Origin of the sequence: Marinomonas sp. (assembly GCF_039940335.1) — a bacterium.
Lineage (GTDB): Bacteria > Pseudomonadota > Gammaproteobacteria > Pseudomonadales > Marinomonadaceae > Marinomonas.
In genome coordinates this window covers 537,988-555,172 of the sequence record NZ_JBDVGW010000013.1, presented here as the reverse complement: position 1 = coordinate 555,172, position 17,185 = coordinate 537,988, and the positions used below count along the sequence as shown (strand labels likewise).

16 protein-coding genes are annotated in these 17,185 nt (G+C 43.8%); 9 read left to right on the top strand and 7 right to left on the bottom strand.

What is annotated here, in order from left to right:
• Window positions 1-5: 5 nt before the first annotated feature.
• Window positions 6-893, top strand: coding sequence for a sugar nucleotide-binding protein (locus ABJF92_RS12305; RefSeq protein WP_446816474.1), 888 nt, complete (start codon window positions 6-8; stop codon window positions 891-893).
• Window positions 894-915: 22 nt separating this feature from the next.
• Entirely contained in the window at window positions 916-1,317 is a 402-nt protein-coding gene (locus ABJF92_RS12300; protein WP_446816079.1) for a hypothetical protein, read from the top strand.
• A gap of 100 nt (window positions 1,318-1,417) precedes the next feature.
• Here the strand turns inward: ABJF92_RS12300 and ABJF92_RS12295 are convergent, their stop codons facing one another.
• From ABJF92_RS12295 to ABJF92_RS12285, 3 genes are all read right to left on the bottom strand, one after another.
• Window positions 1,418-3,412 (bottom strand): TonB-dependent receptor domain-containing protein, encoded by a 1,995-nt coding sequence (locus tag ABJF92_RS12295; protein WP_446816078.1) that lies wholly within the window; start codon window positions 3,410-3,412, stop codon window positions 1,418-1,420.
• Between the two features lie 175 nt (window positions 3,413-3,587).
• Window positions 3,588-4,451, bottom strand: a complete 864-nt coding sequence (locus tag ABJF92_RS12290) for a hypothetical protein (protein WP_446816077.1) — start codon at window positions 4,449-4,451, stop codon at window positions 3,588-3,590.
• A gap of 14 nt (window positions 4,452-4,465) precedes the next feature.
• A complete protein-coding gene (locus ABJF92_RS12285; protein WP_446816076.1) occupies window positions 4,466-5,005 on the bottom strand; it encodes a YceI family protein in 540 nt (179 codons plus the stop codon).
• 143 nt (window positions 5,006-5,148) lie between these two features.
• On the opposite strand from ABJF92_RS12285, the gene ABJF92_RS12280 reads away from it, so the two are divergent.
• Window positions 5,149-6,045, top strand: coding sequence for a LysR family transcriptional regulator (locus ABJF92_RS12280; RefSeq protein WP_446816075.1), 897 nt, complete (start codon window positions 5,149-5,151; stop codon window positions 6,043-6,045).
• Here the strand turns inward: ABJF92_RS12280 and ABJF92_RS12275 are convergent.
• Together ABJF92_RS12275 and ABJF92_RS12270 are read right to left on the bottom strand one after the other, a co-directional pair.
• Window positions 6,026-7,432, bottom strand: a complete 1,407-nt coding sequence (locus ABJF92_RS12275) for a histidine kinase sensor domain-containing protein (protein WP_446816074.1) — start codon at window positions 7,430-7,432, stop codon at window positions 6,026-6,028. The two genes, ABJF92_RS12280 and ABJF92_RS12275, sit on opposite strands and share 20 nt — an antisense overlap.
• Window positions 7,429-8,118 (bottom strand): response regulator transcription factor, encoded by a 690-nt coding sequence (locus ABJF92_RS12270; protein ID WP_446816073.1) that lies wholly within the window; start codon window positions 8,116-8,118, stop codon window positions 7,429-7,431. Before ABJF92_RS12270 ends, ABJF92_RS12275 begins: the two co-directional genes overlap by 4 nt.
• 193 nt (window positions 8,119-8,311) lie before the next feature.
• On the opposite strand from ABJF92_RS12270, the gene ABJF92_RS12265 reads away from it, so the two are divergent.
• The 4 genes from ABJF92_RS12265 to ABJF92_RS12250 are packed head-to-tail and all read left to right on the top strand — an operon-like array spanning window position 8,312 to window position 11,949.
• Window positions 8,312-9,220 (top strand): siderophore ABC transporter substrate-binding protein, encoded by a 909-nt coding sequence (locus ABJF92_RS12265; RefSeq protein ID WP_446816072.1) that lies wholly within the window; start codon window positions 8,312-8,314, stop codon window positions 9,218-9,220.
• Window positions 9,221-9,252: 32 nt separating this feature from the next.
• Window positions 9,253-10,215 carry an ABC transporter permease gene (locus ABJF92_RS12260; RefSeq protein WP_446816071.1) on the top strand — a complete coding sequence of 321 codons (963 nt, stop codon included), beginning with the start codon at window positions 9,253-9,255 and terminating at the stop codon, window positions 10,213-10,215.
• A complete protein-coding gene (locus ABJF92_RS12255) occupies window positions 10,208-11,194 on the top strand; it encodes an iron chelate uptake ABC transporter family permease subunit (protein ID WP_446816070.1) in 987 nt (328 codons plus the stop codon). The genes ABJF92_RS12260 and ABJF92_RS12255 overlap by 8 nt, the downstream gene beginning before the upstream one ends.
• Entirely contained in the window at window positions 11,191-11,949 is a 759-nt protein-coding gene (locus tag ABJF92_RS12250; protein ID WP_446816069.1) for an iron ABC transporter ATP-binding protein, read from the top strand. The genes ABJF92_RS12255 and ABJF92_RS12250 overlap by 4 nt, the downstream gene beginning before the upstream one ends.
• 71 nt (window positions 11,950-12,020) lie before the next feature.
• On the opposite strand, the gene ABJF92_RS12245 is transcribed toward ABJF92_RS12250, so the two are convergent.
• Together ABJF92_RS12245 and ABJF92_RS12240 are read right to left on the bottom strand one after the other, a co-directional pair.
• Window positions 12,021-13,937 (bottom strand): beta-ketoacyl synthase, encoded by a 1,917-nt coding sequence (locus tag ABJF92_RS12245; RefSeq protein ID WP_446816068.1) that lies wholly within the window; start codon window positions 13,935-13,937, stop codon window positions 12,021-12,023.
• A 120-nt stretch (window positions 13,938-14,057) separates the two neighbouring features.
• Window positions 14,058-14,978 carry a glucosaminidase domain-containing protein gene (locus ABJF92_RS12240; protein ID WP_446816067.1) on the bottom strand — a complete coding sequence of 307 codons (921 nt, stop codon included), beginning with the start codon at window positions 14,976-14,978 and terminating at the stop codon, window positions 14,058-14,060.
• A gap of 341 nt (window positions 14,979-15,319) precedes the next feature.
• Here ABJF92_RS12240 and ABJF92_RS12235 point away from each other — a divergent pair, with 341 nt between their 5' ends.
• Together ABJF92_RS12235 and ABJF92_RS12230 are read left to right on the top strand one after the other, a co-directional pair.
• Window positions 15,320-16,465, top strand: coding sequence for a GGDEF domain-containing protein (locus ABJF92_RS12235; protein WP_446816066.1), 1,146 nt, complete (start codon window positions 15,320-15,322; stop codon window positions 16,463-16,465).
• 73 nt (window positions 16,466-16,538) lie between these two features.
• Window positions 16,539-17,183, top strand: coding sequence for a TetR family transcriptional regulator C-terminal domain-containing protein (locus tag ABJF92_RS12230; protein WP_446816065.1), 645 nt, complete (start codon window positions 16,539-16,541; stop codon window positions 17,181-17,183).
• Window positions 17,184-17,185: the final 2 nt, after the last annotated feature.

The following is a 17,185-nucleotide window of genomic DNA, read 5'->3' as shown; positions in this document are numbered from 1 at the left end:
GTAACATGATAGAAATTAACGCACCGATAAAGGTGCTATTGTTGGGTGCGGACACAGAAATTGGTGCAGCATTACTACAATATTCCAAAGACCGTAGTGAGTTTGAATGGTTGTGCCCAAGTGAGTCGGTATTGCTTGGTCCCCAAAGTATCGATGCCTTGTCTGCTATGGAGCATGACATAGTGGTTGATGCCTTGAGTTTACGTTATGCCTTACAAGACGATTACAGTCGCTACCAGAGCACCTTGTCCCATTTAAGTCAGGCAGATAGCGCGCCACTTATCATGCTAAGCAGCGCTCGCGTGTTTTCTGGGGATAAGTTGGTGCCTTATTCAGAAAATGATGCCCCGGATTGTCTTGAGCCGTTTGCTAAGGCATTGATTGAATCTGAAAAAATTGTGCTACAAAGCGAGCGTAATTTTGTGCTGAGAACGGGTTGGTTGTTTAGTGGGCAGGGGGACGATTTCGTCTGTCGTACTTTGGGGTTGATACAAGATGGCGTTAACCTTGCTTACAAAAATGATTTAGTGGGTAGTCCAACACCTGTATCCGATTTGTCACGAGTGATTTTGTCCATGGTTAGCCAAACCCATTATGGTGCCAAAAATCATGGGGTTTACCATTATTGCTGCGCTGAAGAAATTAGCTGGATTAAGTTGGTGGAAGCAATCGTCGCTACATCAGGTCAATTTGATCCAAAAGCACAAGTAGAAGTAGAAACTATAGGTGATGCGTTTGAAGGGATTGAAGAAACCTTACAGATAAAACGACAGTCTTTGTCTTGTCGCCGTATCTTTAATCACTTTGGTATTAAGCAGCGACCTTGGCGCTCAAAATTACGTAATTTGGTGAAAGAGCTGTACGTATCTGGCTTATCGCACGATAAACGATAGAGATTATTTTTAGAGGAACGCTGTGTACAAAATTAATCATAAAGCCATTATTTTGATTTTCATCTTACAATTATTGGTAGGGACTGTGTGGTATGCCGCTGCACCTATGTCGTTGCTACCTGTAGATGGTGTCACAGCGTCTATGGGGTTAAAGTTATTTTTTGCCTTTGCGACTTTAGTGTATTTGTACTTTACCGCTTGGTTGCTGGTTCGATTGAAGTGGGCTTCAAGTTTTAGCATGATGTTGCTGGTGATTGGTATTTGGTTATTTGTTGTTTTGCCCAATTTCATTTTTGTCAGTGTTCATCTTGGTTTGTCTGCTTCAGATGCGTTTTATTTATTATCTTATGGTGCGATTAATTGTCTGATAGCCGCTTTTATTTTACCTCTATGGCGATCGTCTCGATCTATCTTTAAAGGCTGATTCAGTACTCAAAGTTGCTAAACTCGCCCATTTCTATAGCCCAAAAGAAAGCCCAGTGGCCATTACGCGACTGGGCAAAGGGAATCAAATATTCTGGTTATCAGAATTGATAAGCCGCACTCAGTTTAATGTTTCGTCCAGCCTCTGGGGTGCCAATAACACCGCTATACCCTGAGTTACTCGTGAAGTCTTCAACACTTGCATGATCAAGATACTGACGATCAAACAGATTGTTTACTGTAAGGTTAATCGTTAGATCCTCAATGCTCTCTGGCGTCCAGCGGGCATAAATGTCGTGAACAGTATAACCTGCTTTATCAAGTGATAAGTCCTGGCCGCCTAGGTTGAAGTTAATGTCGTTGATGTCTTTCACATGAACCATGTTCCAACCGGCTTCGAAACCTGTTGTAAACTGATAGCTTGCTTCAAGGGTGATGGTGTCTCCAACGGATACAGCGGAAGAGCCGTATACGTAACGAGTGGCATCAATGCCATCAACAGTAACCTCTGATGTTAAGTAGCTTGCACCCAGCACTAGTTTATCCAATTGGTATTTAACACGCAGGTACTGGCCGTTGGACTTAACATCATCCTCTAAGTTCATGTAGGTGTCTGTCCAAGGTAGCTCGGGTGCAATAAGATCTTCAATTCGAGTTTGATACACACCTGCTACGAAGCTCAGAGCATTCTTTTGGTAGTTTAAGGCGATTTCAGTGTTGTGGGCGTTTTCAGCGGTTAGATCACTCGCATTGTCATAGTCGTCTAGATCAAAGGCATCATGTACTGTGACGCCGCGCAATGCTTGAGCGTAACTGGCGCTTAATGAAACTTCTGGAGTGATTTGATAGTTACCACTAATGTTGGGGGAGACACCACTATCGGTTAGGTTTTGACCATTGATGTCGTCAATCTCATAACGATCTAAGCGTGCGCCAGCGGTCAGTGTTAAGTCTTCATTAACGCTATAAATATCTTGGATAAACAAGCCTATTGCTTGGCCTTCTTCCGTATGAGGAGAAGGTGTTGCTTCTAAAATAGATTCATCTTTACGGTAATCAACGCCATAAATAATCTCATTACGGTCCGTGAAACTGGTATTTTTGATAGTCATCCCGGTGGACTCAACACGACCGACAAAGTTTGAATCAAATCGAGAGGAATAACGTTCTTGTTCGTTATCGGTTTGATATAAGTTAATCGACAAATTAACCCAGTCATTTTGTTTTGGCGAAAAATTGTAATTTAGAATGGTTGTTTCCCTATGGGCAGAAGCGGCGGAAATAGGGCTGGAACTCGTTGATTGTCGCCATTCTGGGCGGTAAGGAATGTCGCCTTCTTCTGTAAGATTCTCATGGCTTATAGAGAGGCTTTGCTCGTCATCTAGGTTAACAATAAACTTAGCGTAACCTAGTTGCTTTTCCGACTCGGTACCCGCCACTTCTGAGCCTTCACCGTCTTCGATATTGTCTTGGTCTGCGTTCAGTAGACTTATCATACCGCTGAATTTCTTACTCTCGTCTTGACCATAAACAGTAACGCTATTTTTAAATCCGTCGCCGTTAGATGAGTAGGTAGATTTGATTAAAGCACCAAGGTTTTGGCCTTCTTTTAGAAGATCTTCTGGGTCTTTTGTTACAAATCGAATAGAACCGCCTAGGGCACCAAACCCTGCTGTTGCACTGCCAGCGCCAGACTCAACTTCAACTTGTTTTAGCAGTTCTGGCTCTAGGGTAACACGGCCCGCATGGTGGAAAATTGGGCCTGCTTGTTCTGCGCCATCGACGGAAATGTTGAGTAAATCTTCGCCTATGTTACGAACGTAAAGCTTTTGCCCCATAGAAACGGTGCCGCCAGCGCTGACATTTGGATCGTGTCTAAACACTTCACTTAGCGTATTTGCTTGAGCTTTTTCAATGTCGTCAGCGCTGACAAGATTATCGACACCGCTAGTGGCTTCGCCGACGACAAATAAAGTGTCTAGCTGCGTAGCGTTTTCACTGGTGAGCGTTTCGGCAACAGCGACAGGGCTAAATAGGGCTGCGCTAATAGCGCTGGCAATAATGGAACGGTGAAACACTGGCGGGATGGACTGCATATCTACCTCTAAATGATAATTATTAACAATTGAGGCTTATTATTTACATTTCCATGACGGAGGATAGCTTATTTACATTTGTTACATTCTCAAATTATCTTATGGCAGAGGGGTCTAGAGCCGACAAGGATTTAGCAAAAGTGCTATCTCTAGTCGGCTCTATAGTTTTGATCATCTAGTAAAGGCTTGAAGCAGGCCAGACCCAATATAAACTTACCGCCATCACCGCAGCGCTTACTACTGCTTGGCGGGCTAATAGCATTAGTGCCTGTTTCAGTGAGGGCGGGCGTTTTAGCGTTAATAAGCTTAAGGGTATCAATAAGCTTGTGAGTATTGATAAAGCGACCACTCCGATTGAAATATCTGCCAGTACATGGCTTTGTGCCATAAGACCTGCATAAATTAGCCAAGCTCCGAAGGGACTCAAGGCTTTTTGTTTGAAACCTACGGCGAGCAAACAATAAGCGAACATTGCCGCAGCAAATGCCCCAAGCAGTTGTGCTAATAACAGGCTACCACCAATGCCGACAACAGGTGCAGCCGCAGCGGCTATCACCATGAGTGCCACATAAGGCAAGACACTGACCAAAGGCGTATTAGAGATTAATCTTCTTCTCGATACTTTTTCAAGCTGTAAGTACACACCACTCACTAGAGTACAGATGAATACACCCAATAGGCTCACGGAAAGGCCAGTGTGCTTTAGGACAGGGTTTAACAGCCAATAAAAAGATAAGGCAACTAGAGAGTAAATAATGGCAATAGAGTACTTTTTATCTGTCTCGCGTAGCTCAATTAGATGCCCAATTAAACCAATCACAATGGTAGCACTTAGGTAATCTATCGCTTGTTTTGGGGGCAAGCTAAAGCCTGAATGAATCAGGCTAAGGCCAACAAAAAATCCCGCTAGATAGCCAAGGTAAGTTCCGCACTTAAGCCATTTTGAGGCGATGTAGCCAATGGCTAAGCTGGCCACAAAAGGCAATAAAGCAGTGTTTAATAGCATTATGAGATTGGCGTTGCCTGCTTCTTGATACATGATGGTTACCTTACTTATTCTTTTATGCCTTCAACAAAGACATCAATCTGTGTTTCGTCAGATACCCCAGGTATAAAGTAGGTGATACCAAAATCGCTACGCTTGAATGTCGTGCTGGCTTCAAAGCCCGCGCGGTAGCCTCCCCAAGGATCATTGCCTTCTCCAACCTTAGTCACCTCGAAACTTACTGGTTTGGTAATCCCGTGTAGGGTGAGGTCACCGGTAAGAGTTTGGCCATCAAATTGTGTACTCTTGAATGACAGCGTTGGGAATTGTTTAACATCCAGAAAATCTGGGCTACGTAGATGTTTGTCACGGGCCTCATGATTAGTATCCACACTGTCGGCTTGGATGATAAAGCTAGCGCTCCCAGATTGACCTCCTTCTGGGTAACTGAATTTGCCAGAGAACTCATTAAAAGAGCCTTGTGTTGTGCTCACCCCAAGATGGCCGACTTTAAAAGAAACAAAAGAATGCCCTGGATCGACATTGTAATCGGCGGCCATGCTTAAGCTTGATAATAGGGCTAGGGTAGTGCTTGCTATGATTTTCATGTACGTACTCTCTGTTTAATTAAGGAATTAGAGGGAGTGTATATTAAAACTTTCAATACATGATCTTCCTAAAAATCAATTCACAATTAACTAAAATGAAATAATAATGGTGTTATGTTGAGTTTTTAAAATCAGAGGTTTAAATGGATAAATTGCAAGCGATGCGAGTGTTCTGCCGAGCATACGAAACAGAGAGCTTTAAACTCGCCAGCGATACGCTTGATATTTCTCGGCCAATGGTGACGCGCTATATCAGCAGTATTGAAGAGCAGTTAGGCACAAAGTTATTTGTCCGTAATACCCGTAACATCAGTATTACCTATGCAGCACAGCGCTATTATCGTCACTGTGTTGATATTCTTGATGCTATAGAGGAAGCCGAGAGCGAAATAGGTGAATTGCTACATAAGCCAAAAGGCCGACTTAAAATGAGTGTGCCGATGGATTTTGGTATGTCTCATGTTATGCCATTACTAGATCAGTTTATTCAGCATTATCCCGGGATAGATTTAGAGGTGGACTTTAGTGATAAACGTGTGGACATGACTGAGTCCGGTATTGATCTTGCTATTCGTGGAGGCAATCTGGGAGGTGATCAATTTGTTGCGCGTCATTTATGTCACTTACGAGGTTACGTGTGTGCAGCACCCTCCTATCTTGAACAATATGGCACACCAGTGCAATTGGAAGATTTGTCGCAACATAAATGTTTGCTCTATAGCCTTTCGTTAACACCTCGGGTTTGGACCCTGAAGGACTCTCAAGGAGGCGAGCGCTCGGTAAATGTCTCCGGCCCTTTTCAGAGCAATAATGGGGGGGCCTTGACGGCAATGGCGATAAGTGGGGCGGGGGTGATTTACCAACCGGACTTTTTGGTCGCCAAGTATATTCGTAATGGTCAATTAATAAATGTATTTCCTGATTACGAGGGTTATCAATTGAGCTTTCATGCCATTTATCCTGAACGTAAGTTGTTGCCACGTAAAACTCGTTTACTACTCGAGTTTTTACAACAAAAGCTTAGCAATGATCCTCTTTAAGTGAAGGCAAATTGATGGTGATGGCTAAGCCAGTAATGTCTTGAGCGTTGCTTTGGTGGCGGTTGAGGGCATAGATACCACCGCCTATGAGGTGGATTTGACGCTTTGCAAGAGCAAGCCCTAAGCCAAAACCTTGTTTACGTTTGCCATCCAATAACGGTAGATGTTTACGTTGTTCTCCCTGCTGAGGATCAATTTGAAAGAAAGGGGTGAACATTTCCCTTAGGAAGGTCTCTGGTACACCCGTGCCTTGATCGAGTATTTGAATGCACACTTTCTCTCCATTTTGTTCCGCATGAACCTGAATTTTATGGTGTAGCGGCGTGTGTTGGTGGGCATTGCGAATAATGTTCTCGAGAGCCTGTGCGAGGGCTCTTTGGTTAGTAAAGTACTCTATCGTTTGTTGGTTATGAGTGAGTTCCAGTTGATGGTTTGGGTATTCAAAGCGAGCGTCTTCACATATCACTTCCAGCAAACACACAACATCAACATTTTCTTTGTTCTCTACATCATGCTCTTGATTCAACCAAACCAGCATCAAAGTATCTTCAACCAGCTCTCTCATAATGCTTGATTCATTGCGCAATCTGATCAGTGCCTGCTTATTACCTTGGGCTGCATCTATATTATCGAGGGTTAACTCTAGTCTTGATAAGGGCGTGCGCAATTCATGAGATAAGTTTTCCAGCAGTTCTCGCTGTTGTTTAATAAGTCGGCTGGTTCTCATGGCCATATTGTCGAAAGTTTCGGCTAAGCGAGAAAATTCATCATTACGATTGACCAGTAATGGGGTGGCGCGAGCCTCAAGATTACCTTGGCTAAATGAGTCAGTAGCACTGGCTAACTTTCGTAATGGCCCCATAGCATGCTGGTAGATCAGCCATGACATTAGACAAAGAATTAACAATGGAAGAGCCAGTTGAAGTACGACATAAGCCTGGGATTGATAAGCACCTGGTCGCATGTGCTGAGGTAGCTGAATCAGAAAGAACATGTGTTGCTGCTTAAAGGGGATTTCCATAATGGGGTTTTCTGGGAAATCCAGATGAACCTTCCGCTCTACGCGTCGACCTAAACCGTAACCACGCCAAAAGCGTTCATTGAGTTGGCTATTGGCACGAGGTAAAACTTGGCCTTCTACTATAGCCGCCCAGGTGTTTTCTTTCGTTTGTAAATCCATGAGCCAGGCATCTAATGCTTGTTTATCTCCAGCTAAAAAAAGCTTCTCAGCGTGTCGGCCATATTCTGTCAGGGTGTCTTGATTTGCTTGACTGATAAAACTCATTTGGGTTTCGGTGTGGCGAGAAACCAGATCGATTGCCCAGAAAAGTGTGACAGAGCCTAGGGCAATGATCGCAAAGAGGCGCAGTAAAAATTTATTCTTCATCGGAATAAATAGCCTTTGCCGTGAACGGTAGTGAATCGTTCAGTACTTATGCCCGCGTCTAATAGTTTTTGTCTGATGCGACTCATATGCATGTCTAAACTACGATCAAAGCGACTGTAATCACGATTGAGAACGGCCTTGTATAGATACAGTTTACTGAGCACCTCACCTTTATTTTCCATTAATTCCCAGAGAAGGCGAAATTGACTATCCGTTAACTCTAGAGCCTCATTCATAACTAGGGCATCACGTTTCTCTCGACAAACCAGTAATTGGTCTTCCTGAATTTGTTCTTTGCGGAGACTGCGATTTGTTTGTGGTGTGCGTGTTCGTTTTAATAAGGCATGGATTCTTAGGACCAGTTCAGTGGCGTTAAAAGGCTTGGCGATATAATCATCAGCGCCACTACCATACCCTAGGATTCTTTCTTGTTGGGAGTTACGACCTGTGATCATGATGACAGGCGTTTGATGCTTGCGTCTAAACCTCTCTAACAATGCGAAACCATCTAAGTGTGGAAGCTGTACATCCAAAAGAATAAGGTCAAATGAGTTACGCAATGCGGTGATAAGTCCTTGTTTTCCATTATGCTCTTGCTTGGTTTTGAATCCTTGAGCTTGCATTATTTGGGCTATTTGATCGCTCAATTGCAAATCGTCTTCAATTATTAGAATGTTTTCTGTCATGAAGTAGGGCTCAATCAAAGATATCAGTTGTTATGAATCAGGGCAGTCTATTATCTTACTTAGATGATAACCTTTTTCATTTGCAATTTAAATGGAAGTAAATATCAAGAAAGTATATGAATATTGACCTTAGTGAATGTGATATATAGAATGCCTTTGATAATTGTTTTCATTCGCATGGTGGTGGTTAAAAATGTTCGCTTCAATTGTGCTGCGTTGCGCTCAGTTCGGTTTTTTATTCTCTTTGGTGACAGCAAGTTATGCTGATACGACACTGACCCATGCTCAAGGTGAGACTAGGGTGGCGACGCCGCCTGCCAAGGTGCTAACGTTTGATTTAGCGACACTGGATACGTTAGATGCATTGGATGTTCCTGTCGCAGGCCTTCCTCAAGCAATTATGCCGGAGCGTTTGCAAAAATATACAACGGGCGACTACGTGAATATTGGTTCTTTATTTGAACCGGACTTCGAGCTTATTGCATCAATGCAGGCGGATTTAATCGTTGTCGCTAACCGTTCATCTAAGTCTTATAAAGATTTATCAGCATTAGCACCAACGGTGGATCTAACGATCTCAACGAAAGGCTTTATGGACAGCTTTAAGTCCGTCAGCCGCGATATTGGCACTCTGTTCCATAAAACTGAACAGGTTGATGCCCACCTAGCTCGTATTGATGAGAAGGTAGCGGCGGCAAAAAAACTTGCAAAATCTGCTGGTAAGAGCCTGATCATCATGACCAACGGTGGCAAGTTATCGGCTTATGGCGAAGATTCACGTTTTGGCTGGATCCATACCGAGTTAGGTTTTGAGCCAGCAATTGCCGATTTCAAGAAAGGCCCACATGGTGATCCGATCTCATTTGAGTACCTATTAGATGTGAATCCTGATGTCTTGTTTGTTGTAGACCGCGACGCTGCGGTAAACGCGAGCAAAGGTGCTGCTCGTGCCACGTTGGATAACGATCTGGTAAAGCGTACAAAAGCTTTTAAAAACAGCCGTATTGTGTATTTAAACTCGTCTAACTGGTACATAGTCATGGCGGGTTTAAACACCGTTGAGTTAATGATTGATGAAATTATTCAAGGTGTTTCTCGCTAAGTGACCGTAGTAATGCAGGTAAAACGCACTTTATGATAACCCCTTGGTATGCTTGGCCATTAGCATTAGCGTCTTTATTGTGTTTAATGGTGGTGAGTTTGCTGGTGGGAGTCGCCGACTTTTCATGGACTGTGAGCACCGTCCATGATCAGCAAATTCTATTTATTAGTCGTATCCCTCGTACTCTCGCACTTGTCTTGACAGGTATGTCGTTGGCTGTCGCTGGCCTATTAATGCAGATGTTGGTGCGCAATCGCTTTGTCGATCCGGGCACCACCGGCACGATAGAATCGGCTATGTTGGGGCTGTTGCTGGTGGCATTGTTGGCACCGGATCTTAGTGTTTTGAACAAAATGCTCGTATGCTCCGTTTTTGCCATGCTGGGCAGTTTTGTCTTTATGGGACTGCTGCGCACTATTCCATTACGCTCTCCTATCATGGTGCCTTTGGTCGGTATCATGTTCGGTGGGGTGATCAGTTCCATAACTTTGTTTTTTGCATACCGTTTTAATCTCTTACAATCTCTTTCTAATTGGATGAACGGAGACTTCTCAGCCATTCTACGTGGTCGTTATGAACTACTTTGGGCGGGAGCAGCACTGACATTGGTGGGATATTTAGCGGCTAACCGCTTTACCTTGTTGGGGTTAGGACGTCATCAAGCCATTAACCTTGGCCTTAATTACCGAACTGTGATGTTTTTAGGTCTATTAATCGTCTCTTTAATGTCTTCAGTGACAGTTGTTACCGCCGGTGTTATCCCCTTTCTTGGGCTTATAGTTCCTAATGTGATTAGCATTTTCTTGGGGGATAACCTAAAGAAGAGCCTACCTTGGGTCGCTTGGTTAGGGGCTATTCTGGTGTTGTTTTGTGACCTGCTTGGACGCCTATTGCGTTATCCCTACGAAATTCCAATTGGAACCGTAATGGGAGTATTGGGGAGTGCTTTGTTTATCTATCTATTGTTGAAACGGACACAAAATAATCATGGGTAATGGCGCGGATAAAGCACAGCATGTCACGGGGCATGACCCAAATGTACGCATGTTAATTATGGGAATTATTGCTCTGCTATCCATCGTGGCATTTTTAACCCTGAATGTACGAGCCAGCTGGGCTTTCACTCTGCCATTTCGAGCTGAAAAAGTACTGGCAATCGTATTCGTTGGGATCGCGATCGCCACCTCGACCGTGTTATTCCAAACCCTTACGCAAAATCGAATTTTAACTCCGGGAATCATGGGCTTCGATGCTTTCTTTATGTTATTGCAGTCTATTATGTTGCTTAGCCTTGGGCGTATTGCTTTTGTGCAATTTAACCCACAGGTTAAATGGCTCTTTGAAGTAGTGATGATGTCGGGAGCGTTATGTGGCTTATATTATTGGCTGTTTTTACGTCAAAAGCGGGATATCGCTGTCTTAGTGTTGGTAGGCATTGTACTTGGGGTGCTGTTTCGAAGCTTAAACAGCCTGATCGGGCGTATGATAGATCCTGTTGAATTTGATGTCTTGCAAGATCTTATGTTTGCCAGCTTTAATCGTATTGATAGTACGTTGTTAACCATTGCTGGTAGCACGATGACGTTAGTGTTCGTTTGGTTATGGCGCCAACGGTTTGTGTTGGATGTATTGCAGTTAGGGGATGCCGTTGCTGTCAATTTGGGTGTGAACCGTCGAGCGGTAACGTTAAAGCTGATCGTCGCAATTGCTTTGCTGGTGTCGGTTTCTACCGCTTTAGTGGGACCGGTGACCTTCTTTGGTATCCTAGTGGCCAACATTGCTTATGCTATTTGTGGCAGTTACCAACACAGGTATGTCATCCCAATGGCTGCGCTATTGGCCATTGTTGCTTTGGTGGGTGGTCAAGCCTTATTGGAATATGTGCTTAAATTTGGCACAAGCCTGAGTATCGTCATCGAATTTCTTGGCGGTATGTTCTTTCTTTGGTTAGTGATACGACAAGGTCGACGATGATTGCAGTACAAGCGGTAAATAAACATTACGGTCGCCATGCGGTGCTTAAAGACATTAATTTTAGTCTTGCTGAGCAAGGTGTGACGGCTCTAATTGGCCCCAATGGTGCGGGTAAATCCACTTTACTAACCATTATGAGCCGCCTACAAGAAGCTGATTCCGGTGTGGTTATGTTGGATGGCGTGGATGTGCATAAAGCTGATAATGCTCAATTGGCTAAAAAAATGGCTATCTTGCGACAAGATAACGCCATTAACATGCGATTGAGTGTGTACGATTTTGTTGCCTTTGGTCGTTACCCTCACAGTCAAGGGCGACTAACCAAAGAAGATTTAACCCATATAGATCAGTCGCTTAACTATCTGAATTTAACGGATCTGAAAGATCGCTATATTGATGAGTTGTCGGGCGGGCAGCGCCAGCGTGCTTGTATCGCCATGGTGTTGTGTCAAAACACTCAATACCTATTGCTAGATGAGCCATTGAATAATTTAGATATGAAGCATGCGGTGGATATTATGCGCCTGATACGCCGCGCGGCAGATGAACTGCAAAAGCAAGTTGTGGTTGTGTTGCACGATATAAACTTTGCCTCGTGTTATGCTGATCGCATTATCGCCATGAAGGATGGGGCGATCGCTTATGATCACCCGCCTGAGAAGTTGATGACCCAGGAAATCATGCGAGACCTGTACGATATTGATATGTCGGTTCACTCGATTAATGATAAGCCTGTGGGCTTTTACCATTGTTAATGCGCTTTTATCGGACATAAAAAAGCCTTGATTCAGTGAATCAAGGCTTTTTGCTTTCTGGTGAGAGAGGCTTATTTTAGATCTGCGAACTCATTCTCAAGCTCAAGATCAACACTTAGATCATAGCCTGGTAAGCTGATGTGCTTATCCGTGATCTCAAGTTCTTCTCCACCAAGTACATTGAAGCCAAATTTATAGATCGGCAAGCTTTCACCGCGAATCATAGCTTGGTTATAACTTTCCGCTTCAGCAGCAACTTGAAGGTTTTTCTCTTGGTAGCTGTCCATTTGTGCTTGGCTGTAACGCTTCGATAGCATGGTCATCACTTGCTGAGGAGAGAGCAACACAGCGGTTGCGTTGTTACCACCAAAACCTTTGGAGTTAAGCAGGGCTGCGTCGAAATACTCTTTTCCGTACATCTGATGCTTCAATTGGAAGCTTAAGCCTTCTTGATAGACATCGTCAGCCAGCTCTTGAGAGGTGGTGATGCCAGGTAGAATACCATCTTTCCAAACCCCTAGAGATAGGTGTAATTGATCCCCTCCAGCAGTGCCTTGGGAGTGACCTAGAAACGCCTTCATGGCGGTGACTGGCATAGCGGTTGCTCCAAAACTGGCTGCGGCTTTGCTCAGTACATGAGACTCTGTAACTCTGTTTTGCGGTGTGCTGGTACCATGGGCTTGAATAAAAGTACGCTGGGTTAGACCATCGTTACCGATGATGTTTTGCAGGTATGCCATGGCTTTGCTCATCGTTAGGTAATTACCAATACCCGGCGCCGAGATGGATTTCTTGTGGCCGTCAGCATAAGAAAACACCGCAGGTACAGCCCCAAATATTTGTGCACCCAGTTCTATGGCAAGCTCATCATCCATGAGCAAGGTCCACTGGCTTGATTCACCTATGGTGAAGCCACAGTTTTGGGCAAAGGGGCGACAGCTGCGACGGTGGTCTGGCTCGGCTTGGTTCTCAAGTTGATCTAATGCTAGCAGGGCGGTATCTTCTGCCAAAGCGCCCATGGTACGGAAGCCTTCGATAATCTCAGGGGTAATCGGGGCATCACTACCACCCACCATGGCAACACGGAATTTACCGGACTTAATACCATCAACCGCTTTCTCAAGATTGAAAAAGTAGGTCGCACAGGCACCGATGGCGGTGCCTATATTACCAACACTGCCTAAAATGTAGGCATTCACAAAATCTGCAGGCATTTGAGCATAACCTAGCGGTAGATGCTTAGAGGTAGTGCGTTTACCCATTAGAGCGGATTTCAGCATGCCACCAAAGCCAAGGTCGTCCATTTGGCCGATAGAGTTTGCTGCGTACACAGCCATTTGGTCTGGGGCGACATGACTGCGAATAGTTTCCCAATCAATACCGCTGCTACGGATAGCATCGGAGGCGCCATAAACCGTCATTTGCAGACCGCGTGGATGGTTACGACTTTGATATAGTTTTGAGGGTTCAAACCCGGTAGGTAATTGGCCTGCCGATTTTACCGAAAGTGCACGTGTATCTTTAATGAAGGTTTCTAGATTGCCATCCACAACAACTTCACTCAACGTGTCAGAAACTTCTGTAACCTGCCAGTTGGTTGGGCGGTTGTTTGGCAGTGAGCGAGTTTTTATAGTGAAACTGAGTTTTTCACTATCATGACCGGCACTGAGTGTTGAGGTCTTGTGAACGACGACTTGATCAACATCAAATAAGCTTGGGTGGATTCGGCGAATGAGAGTGCGTGCTAGTAGAGATTCGCCAATGCTGTCGATCAGAGCGCTAGCATCCAGTGCTTCGCCACTATCTGTGTGCCAAAGGCCATTTTTGTATTCAGCGGCATTCGTAATGGTGGCAAGATCAAGTAATACGTCCTGCTGGATTGACGCTGGAAGAAGTTCTAAAACAATTCGGCGATAAGCTTGATGTGAAGATGTACGACCAGCCGAATTGATTCCGCCAAAGCCAACGATAACAGGTAAACGGGCCAATTGAATTTCCTCGTTTTATGAGTGGGTAAAATATTCGGTTATTGTAAAGGAAGGGGGGTGTAGTTAGCCACCCCAAGCTAATGTAATTTATCCGCAAGGATGATTATATATTCGAATACGTTAGGGTGTGACTTGGTTGATAGGGTGATTAAAGCGCCATAACTTGTTGTATTCAATTAAACCTTTAATTTCATCGACATAGTCCTCACCACGTTGTGAGTAACTAAGCAGACCTTCGGCCAAGGCAAGGCCCGAAATACTTTCTTGGTTATCGCGAAGTGTTTTGCGAGTAGCGCGTAAAGATTTATAGGCAGCATTACGATTAAGATTATCGATATAAGCGAATACCGATTCGCGGGCGTCGTGAAATTTGCGGACTTCATGATCCGCATCGTCATCGCGAGATTCCGGCACTAAGCCACATCCTTTACGGAAACACCATTGCCCAAAGTAATTATTACCCATAGTAGCAAAACGCGAGGTCCCCCAGGCAGATTCATTCGCCGCTTGGGCTAATACTAAGGAAACAGGGATAATATCTAAACGATTTAATAGCGTGTTAATGTCTGCTTTGGCGTAGCTTTCCTTCTCTTCCAACTTAAGACTTTTACGTAAGGCTGAAATCCATTGGACATCATTCGCTGTTAGCTTTCGTTTGTTGTTAAGAAACGTTTTTAAACGTTTGCGGTCCTGCAGGATGAGCTGGTTTTTCTCATCCACATAAGGTTTTAGGAAATTGAAGAACGCTTTCTTGCGCTCTTTGATATTAGCAATGCTGGCAAAGTTAGGTGCTTGTCCTGAAACAGGGTGAGACTTGAAGTAACTTTTTTCTTCTTCTGAAGCATCGTTATCATCAGTATCTGAATCCTTTTCAACCACGGAAGTTTTTGCTTGCGTGGGCTTCTCCTGCAGCTTAACTGCAGGTGTCGTCGTTGTGTTGACTTGTGTATCTGATGATTGATTTGGCGTAGAGTGCTCTACTTTAATCCATAAAATACAGATTAAGACAAAGGATATAAGCCATAAAATTTTTCGTTCCATAAATGATCACAAATCTCGGTTATTTTCTTTAGCGACGACAACACAAAGAAAGAAAAAGGCATTTAGTTTGGTATTTTTGAGAGGCTATTATCGCCAAAAAGGCATTAATTTAATAGACCTATTTGCTCTCCCTTTGTTTGCATGCAGAATCTAGAGAGTTTGTGTTGAGAGAATTAATATCTACTAAGTCTACGGGGAAGTATTATTTTTGAATTTTGTTGGTGCTGTATGCCACGGTCATTGTTCAATCTGTTATTCTTTGTAAGCCGTCTCAGTGCCGTTATTTTATTGGTTATTTCTGAGCCTTTTTGTTAGTGAGTAAGGATGGTTTTATTTTATTTATGTTAGAGCGCTTAAGGTCTTTATTGGTGCCTTTTGTCATTTTTTTGGCAAGCGCCTATGTATGTTTACAGATAAGGGAATTAACGCCTTTGTGGTCGCAGTTGCTGGCATTTTCACCGATTATTTGTGCGTTGATGGGAAGTTTTCTAGCTTGGCACTTTAATAAAGGGCGAGCGCTCATTGCGATTCTTCTATTACTTGCTCCGATTGTTTTATCAAATCTCAATCAGCTAGCATTTCTTTCTGGCTATTGGCTGGCTTCTTGCGTTGGTTTTGCCATGATGACCTTGCTACAGGAGCGAGGATTTTTTAACCGATTCGCCATCAATCGCTTGTTATTGATAGGTGCGCTTATGGCCTGGAACTACGTACTGGATCAGCAATGGTTAGGTTTTGGTGTTCTATCCAACACAAGGGTCTATGGGGATTTAAGTCTGTCGATCCTGTTGTATTGGGTAACTTTCTCTGTTTCTTGCTTAGTGATTGGATTAGGTTGGTGGCGCCATGGAGATATGTATCGAGCCTGTAGCTTAATTAGCCTTTTGGCGATGTTTGTGATGGCGAAGGCACCGGTAACACCAATGCAGTTTACTGTGTTGCTGTCAGCAAGTTTATTGGTTTGGGTTTGGTTTTCGTTACAAGAAAGTCATCGTATGGCTTATGTGGATGATTTAACCCTTTTACCCGGGCGACGTGCATTAAACGAAAGGCTGGTGAGTTTGCCGAAAAACTATGCCTTGGCCATGATCGATGTGGACCATTTTAAGAAGTTTAATGACACTTATGGTCACGATATGGGCGATAAAGTTCTTAGGCAGGTGGCGAAAAAAATTAAACAGGCTGCTAAGGGTCGCGGTTACCGTTTTGGTGGTGAGGAGTTTACGCTTGTTTTCACTCATAAGCGTTTAGAGGATGTTAAAGACATCCTAGAAGGTTTGAGGGAAGAGATCGCAGAGGCGGAAATTTATGTGGTTGAGCCCAAGACACAGCAAGAAATAGAAGTAAGTGTTACGGTGAGTATAGGTTTGGCAATCGCTGAGGCTGGAGACAAAGCCACACAAGTACTTAAGCGTGCCGACGAAGCCTTATATCAATCCAAGAAAAAAGGTCGCAACCGCATTAGTGTCGGGGCCGTTAAGTCTTAACAATGACCAAAGGGATGTTGGCAATTAAAGTTTAGTTTGCGACATCTTAAATTACCTTCTAAGGGGCATATTTTTGGAACCACAAAAGCGCGCGAAGAATCAGCTTAAGACTCATATTCGAGCTCAAAACCAAGAACTCATTTTGGATACGGCAGAGCGTGTGTTTGCTCGTCAAGGTTTGGCGAAAACAACCACGCAAATGATCGCTGATGAAGCGAGCTTACCCAAGGCAAATGTTCATTACTATTATCGCTCTAAGCAAGATCTGCTCGATGCGGTTCTGGAGCGCATTTTAACTATGTGGTTGCACTCGGTAAGTTTATTTAACCCTGAAGAAGGGCCTAAGGTAAATTTGACCCGTTATATCAGTGAAAAAATAGATCAATCCCGTGCACGGCCGAATGCCTCAAAAGTCTTTGCCATGGCGTTAATTGGTGAAGAGGAATTTGTCCTGCAATATCTACGAGATTATTTTGTCACTGAACTGAGTCGCGAAAGGGCCATTATCGAAAAGTGGATTGGTCTTGGTTTGATGCGTCCTGTGGACTGCCAACACCTTTTTATTAGCATGTGGGCTATGACCCAAACTTATGCAGACTTTGATGCGCAAATAAAAATTGTTTTGAATAAAGACGAACTAGATAATAACGATTATGATACAGCGAAAAGCTTTATAACCAGTATGGTGTTGGCTGGCTGCGGTATTACAGAGGATTAGAA

Excerpts from the sequence above, each read along its gene's own strand:
- ABJF92_RS12305 (WP_446816474.1), top strand. The coding sequence starts at position 6 with ATGATAGAAATTAACGCACCGATAAAGGTGCTATTGTTGGGTGCGGAC.
- ABJF92_RS12295 (WP_446816078.1), bottom strand. The coding sequence starts at position 3,412 with ATGCAGTCCATCCCGCCAGTGTTTCACCGTTCCATTATTGCCAGCGCT.
- ABJF92_RS12290 (WP_446816077.1), bottom strand. The coding sequence starts at position 4,451 with ATGTATCAAGAAGCAGGCAACGCCAATCTCATAATGCTATTAAACACT.
- ABJF92_RS12285 (WP_446816076.1), bottom strand. The coding sequence starts at position 5,005 with ATGAAAATCATAGCAAGCACTACCCTAGCCCTATTATCAAGCTTAAGC.
- ABJF92_RS12280 (WP_446816075.1), top strand. The coding sequence starts at position 5,149 with ATGGATAAATTGCAAGCGATGCGAGTGTTCTGCCGAGCATACGAAACA.
- ABJF92_RS12275 (WP_446816074.1), bottom strand. The coding sequence starts at position 7,432 with ATGAAGAATAAATTTTTACTGCGCCTCTTTGCGATCATTGCCCTAGGC.
- ABJF92_RS12270 (WP_446816073.1), bottom strand. The coding sequence starts at position 8,118 with ATGACAGAAAACATTCTAATAATTGAAGACGATTTGCAATTGAGCGAT.
- ABJF92_RS12265 (WP_446816072.1), top strand. The coding sequence starts at position 8,312 with ATGTTCGCTTCAATTGTGCTGCGTTGCGCTCAGTTCGGTTTTTTATTC.
- ABJF92_RS12260 (WP_446816071.1), top strand. The coding sequence starts at position 9,253 with ATGATAACCCCTTGGTATGCTTGGCCATTAGCATTAGCGTCTTTATTG.
- ABJF92_RS12255 (WP_446816070.1), top strand. The coding sequence starts at position 10,208 with ATGGGTAATGGCGCGGATAAAGCACAGCATGTCACGGGGCATGACCCA.
- ABJF92_RS12250 (WP_446816069.1), top strand. The coding sequence starts at position 11,191 with ATGATTGCAGTACAAGCGGTAAATAAACATTACGGTCGCCATGCGGTG.
- ABJF92_RS12240 (WP_446816067.1), bottom strand. The coding sequence starts at position 14,978 with ATGGAACGAAAAATTTTATGGCTTATATCCTTTGTCTTAATCTGTATT.
- ABJF92_RS12235 (WP_446816066.1), top strand. The coding sequence starts at position 15,320 with ATGTTAGAGCGCTTAAGGTCTTTATTGGTGCCTTTTGTCATTTTTTTG.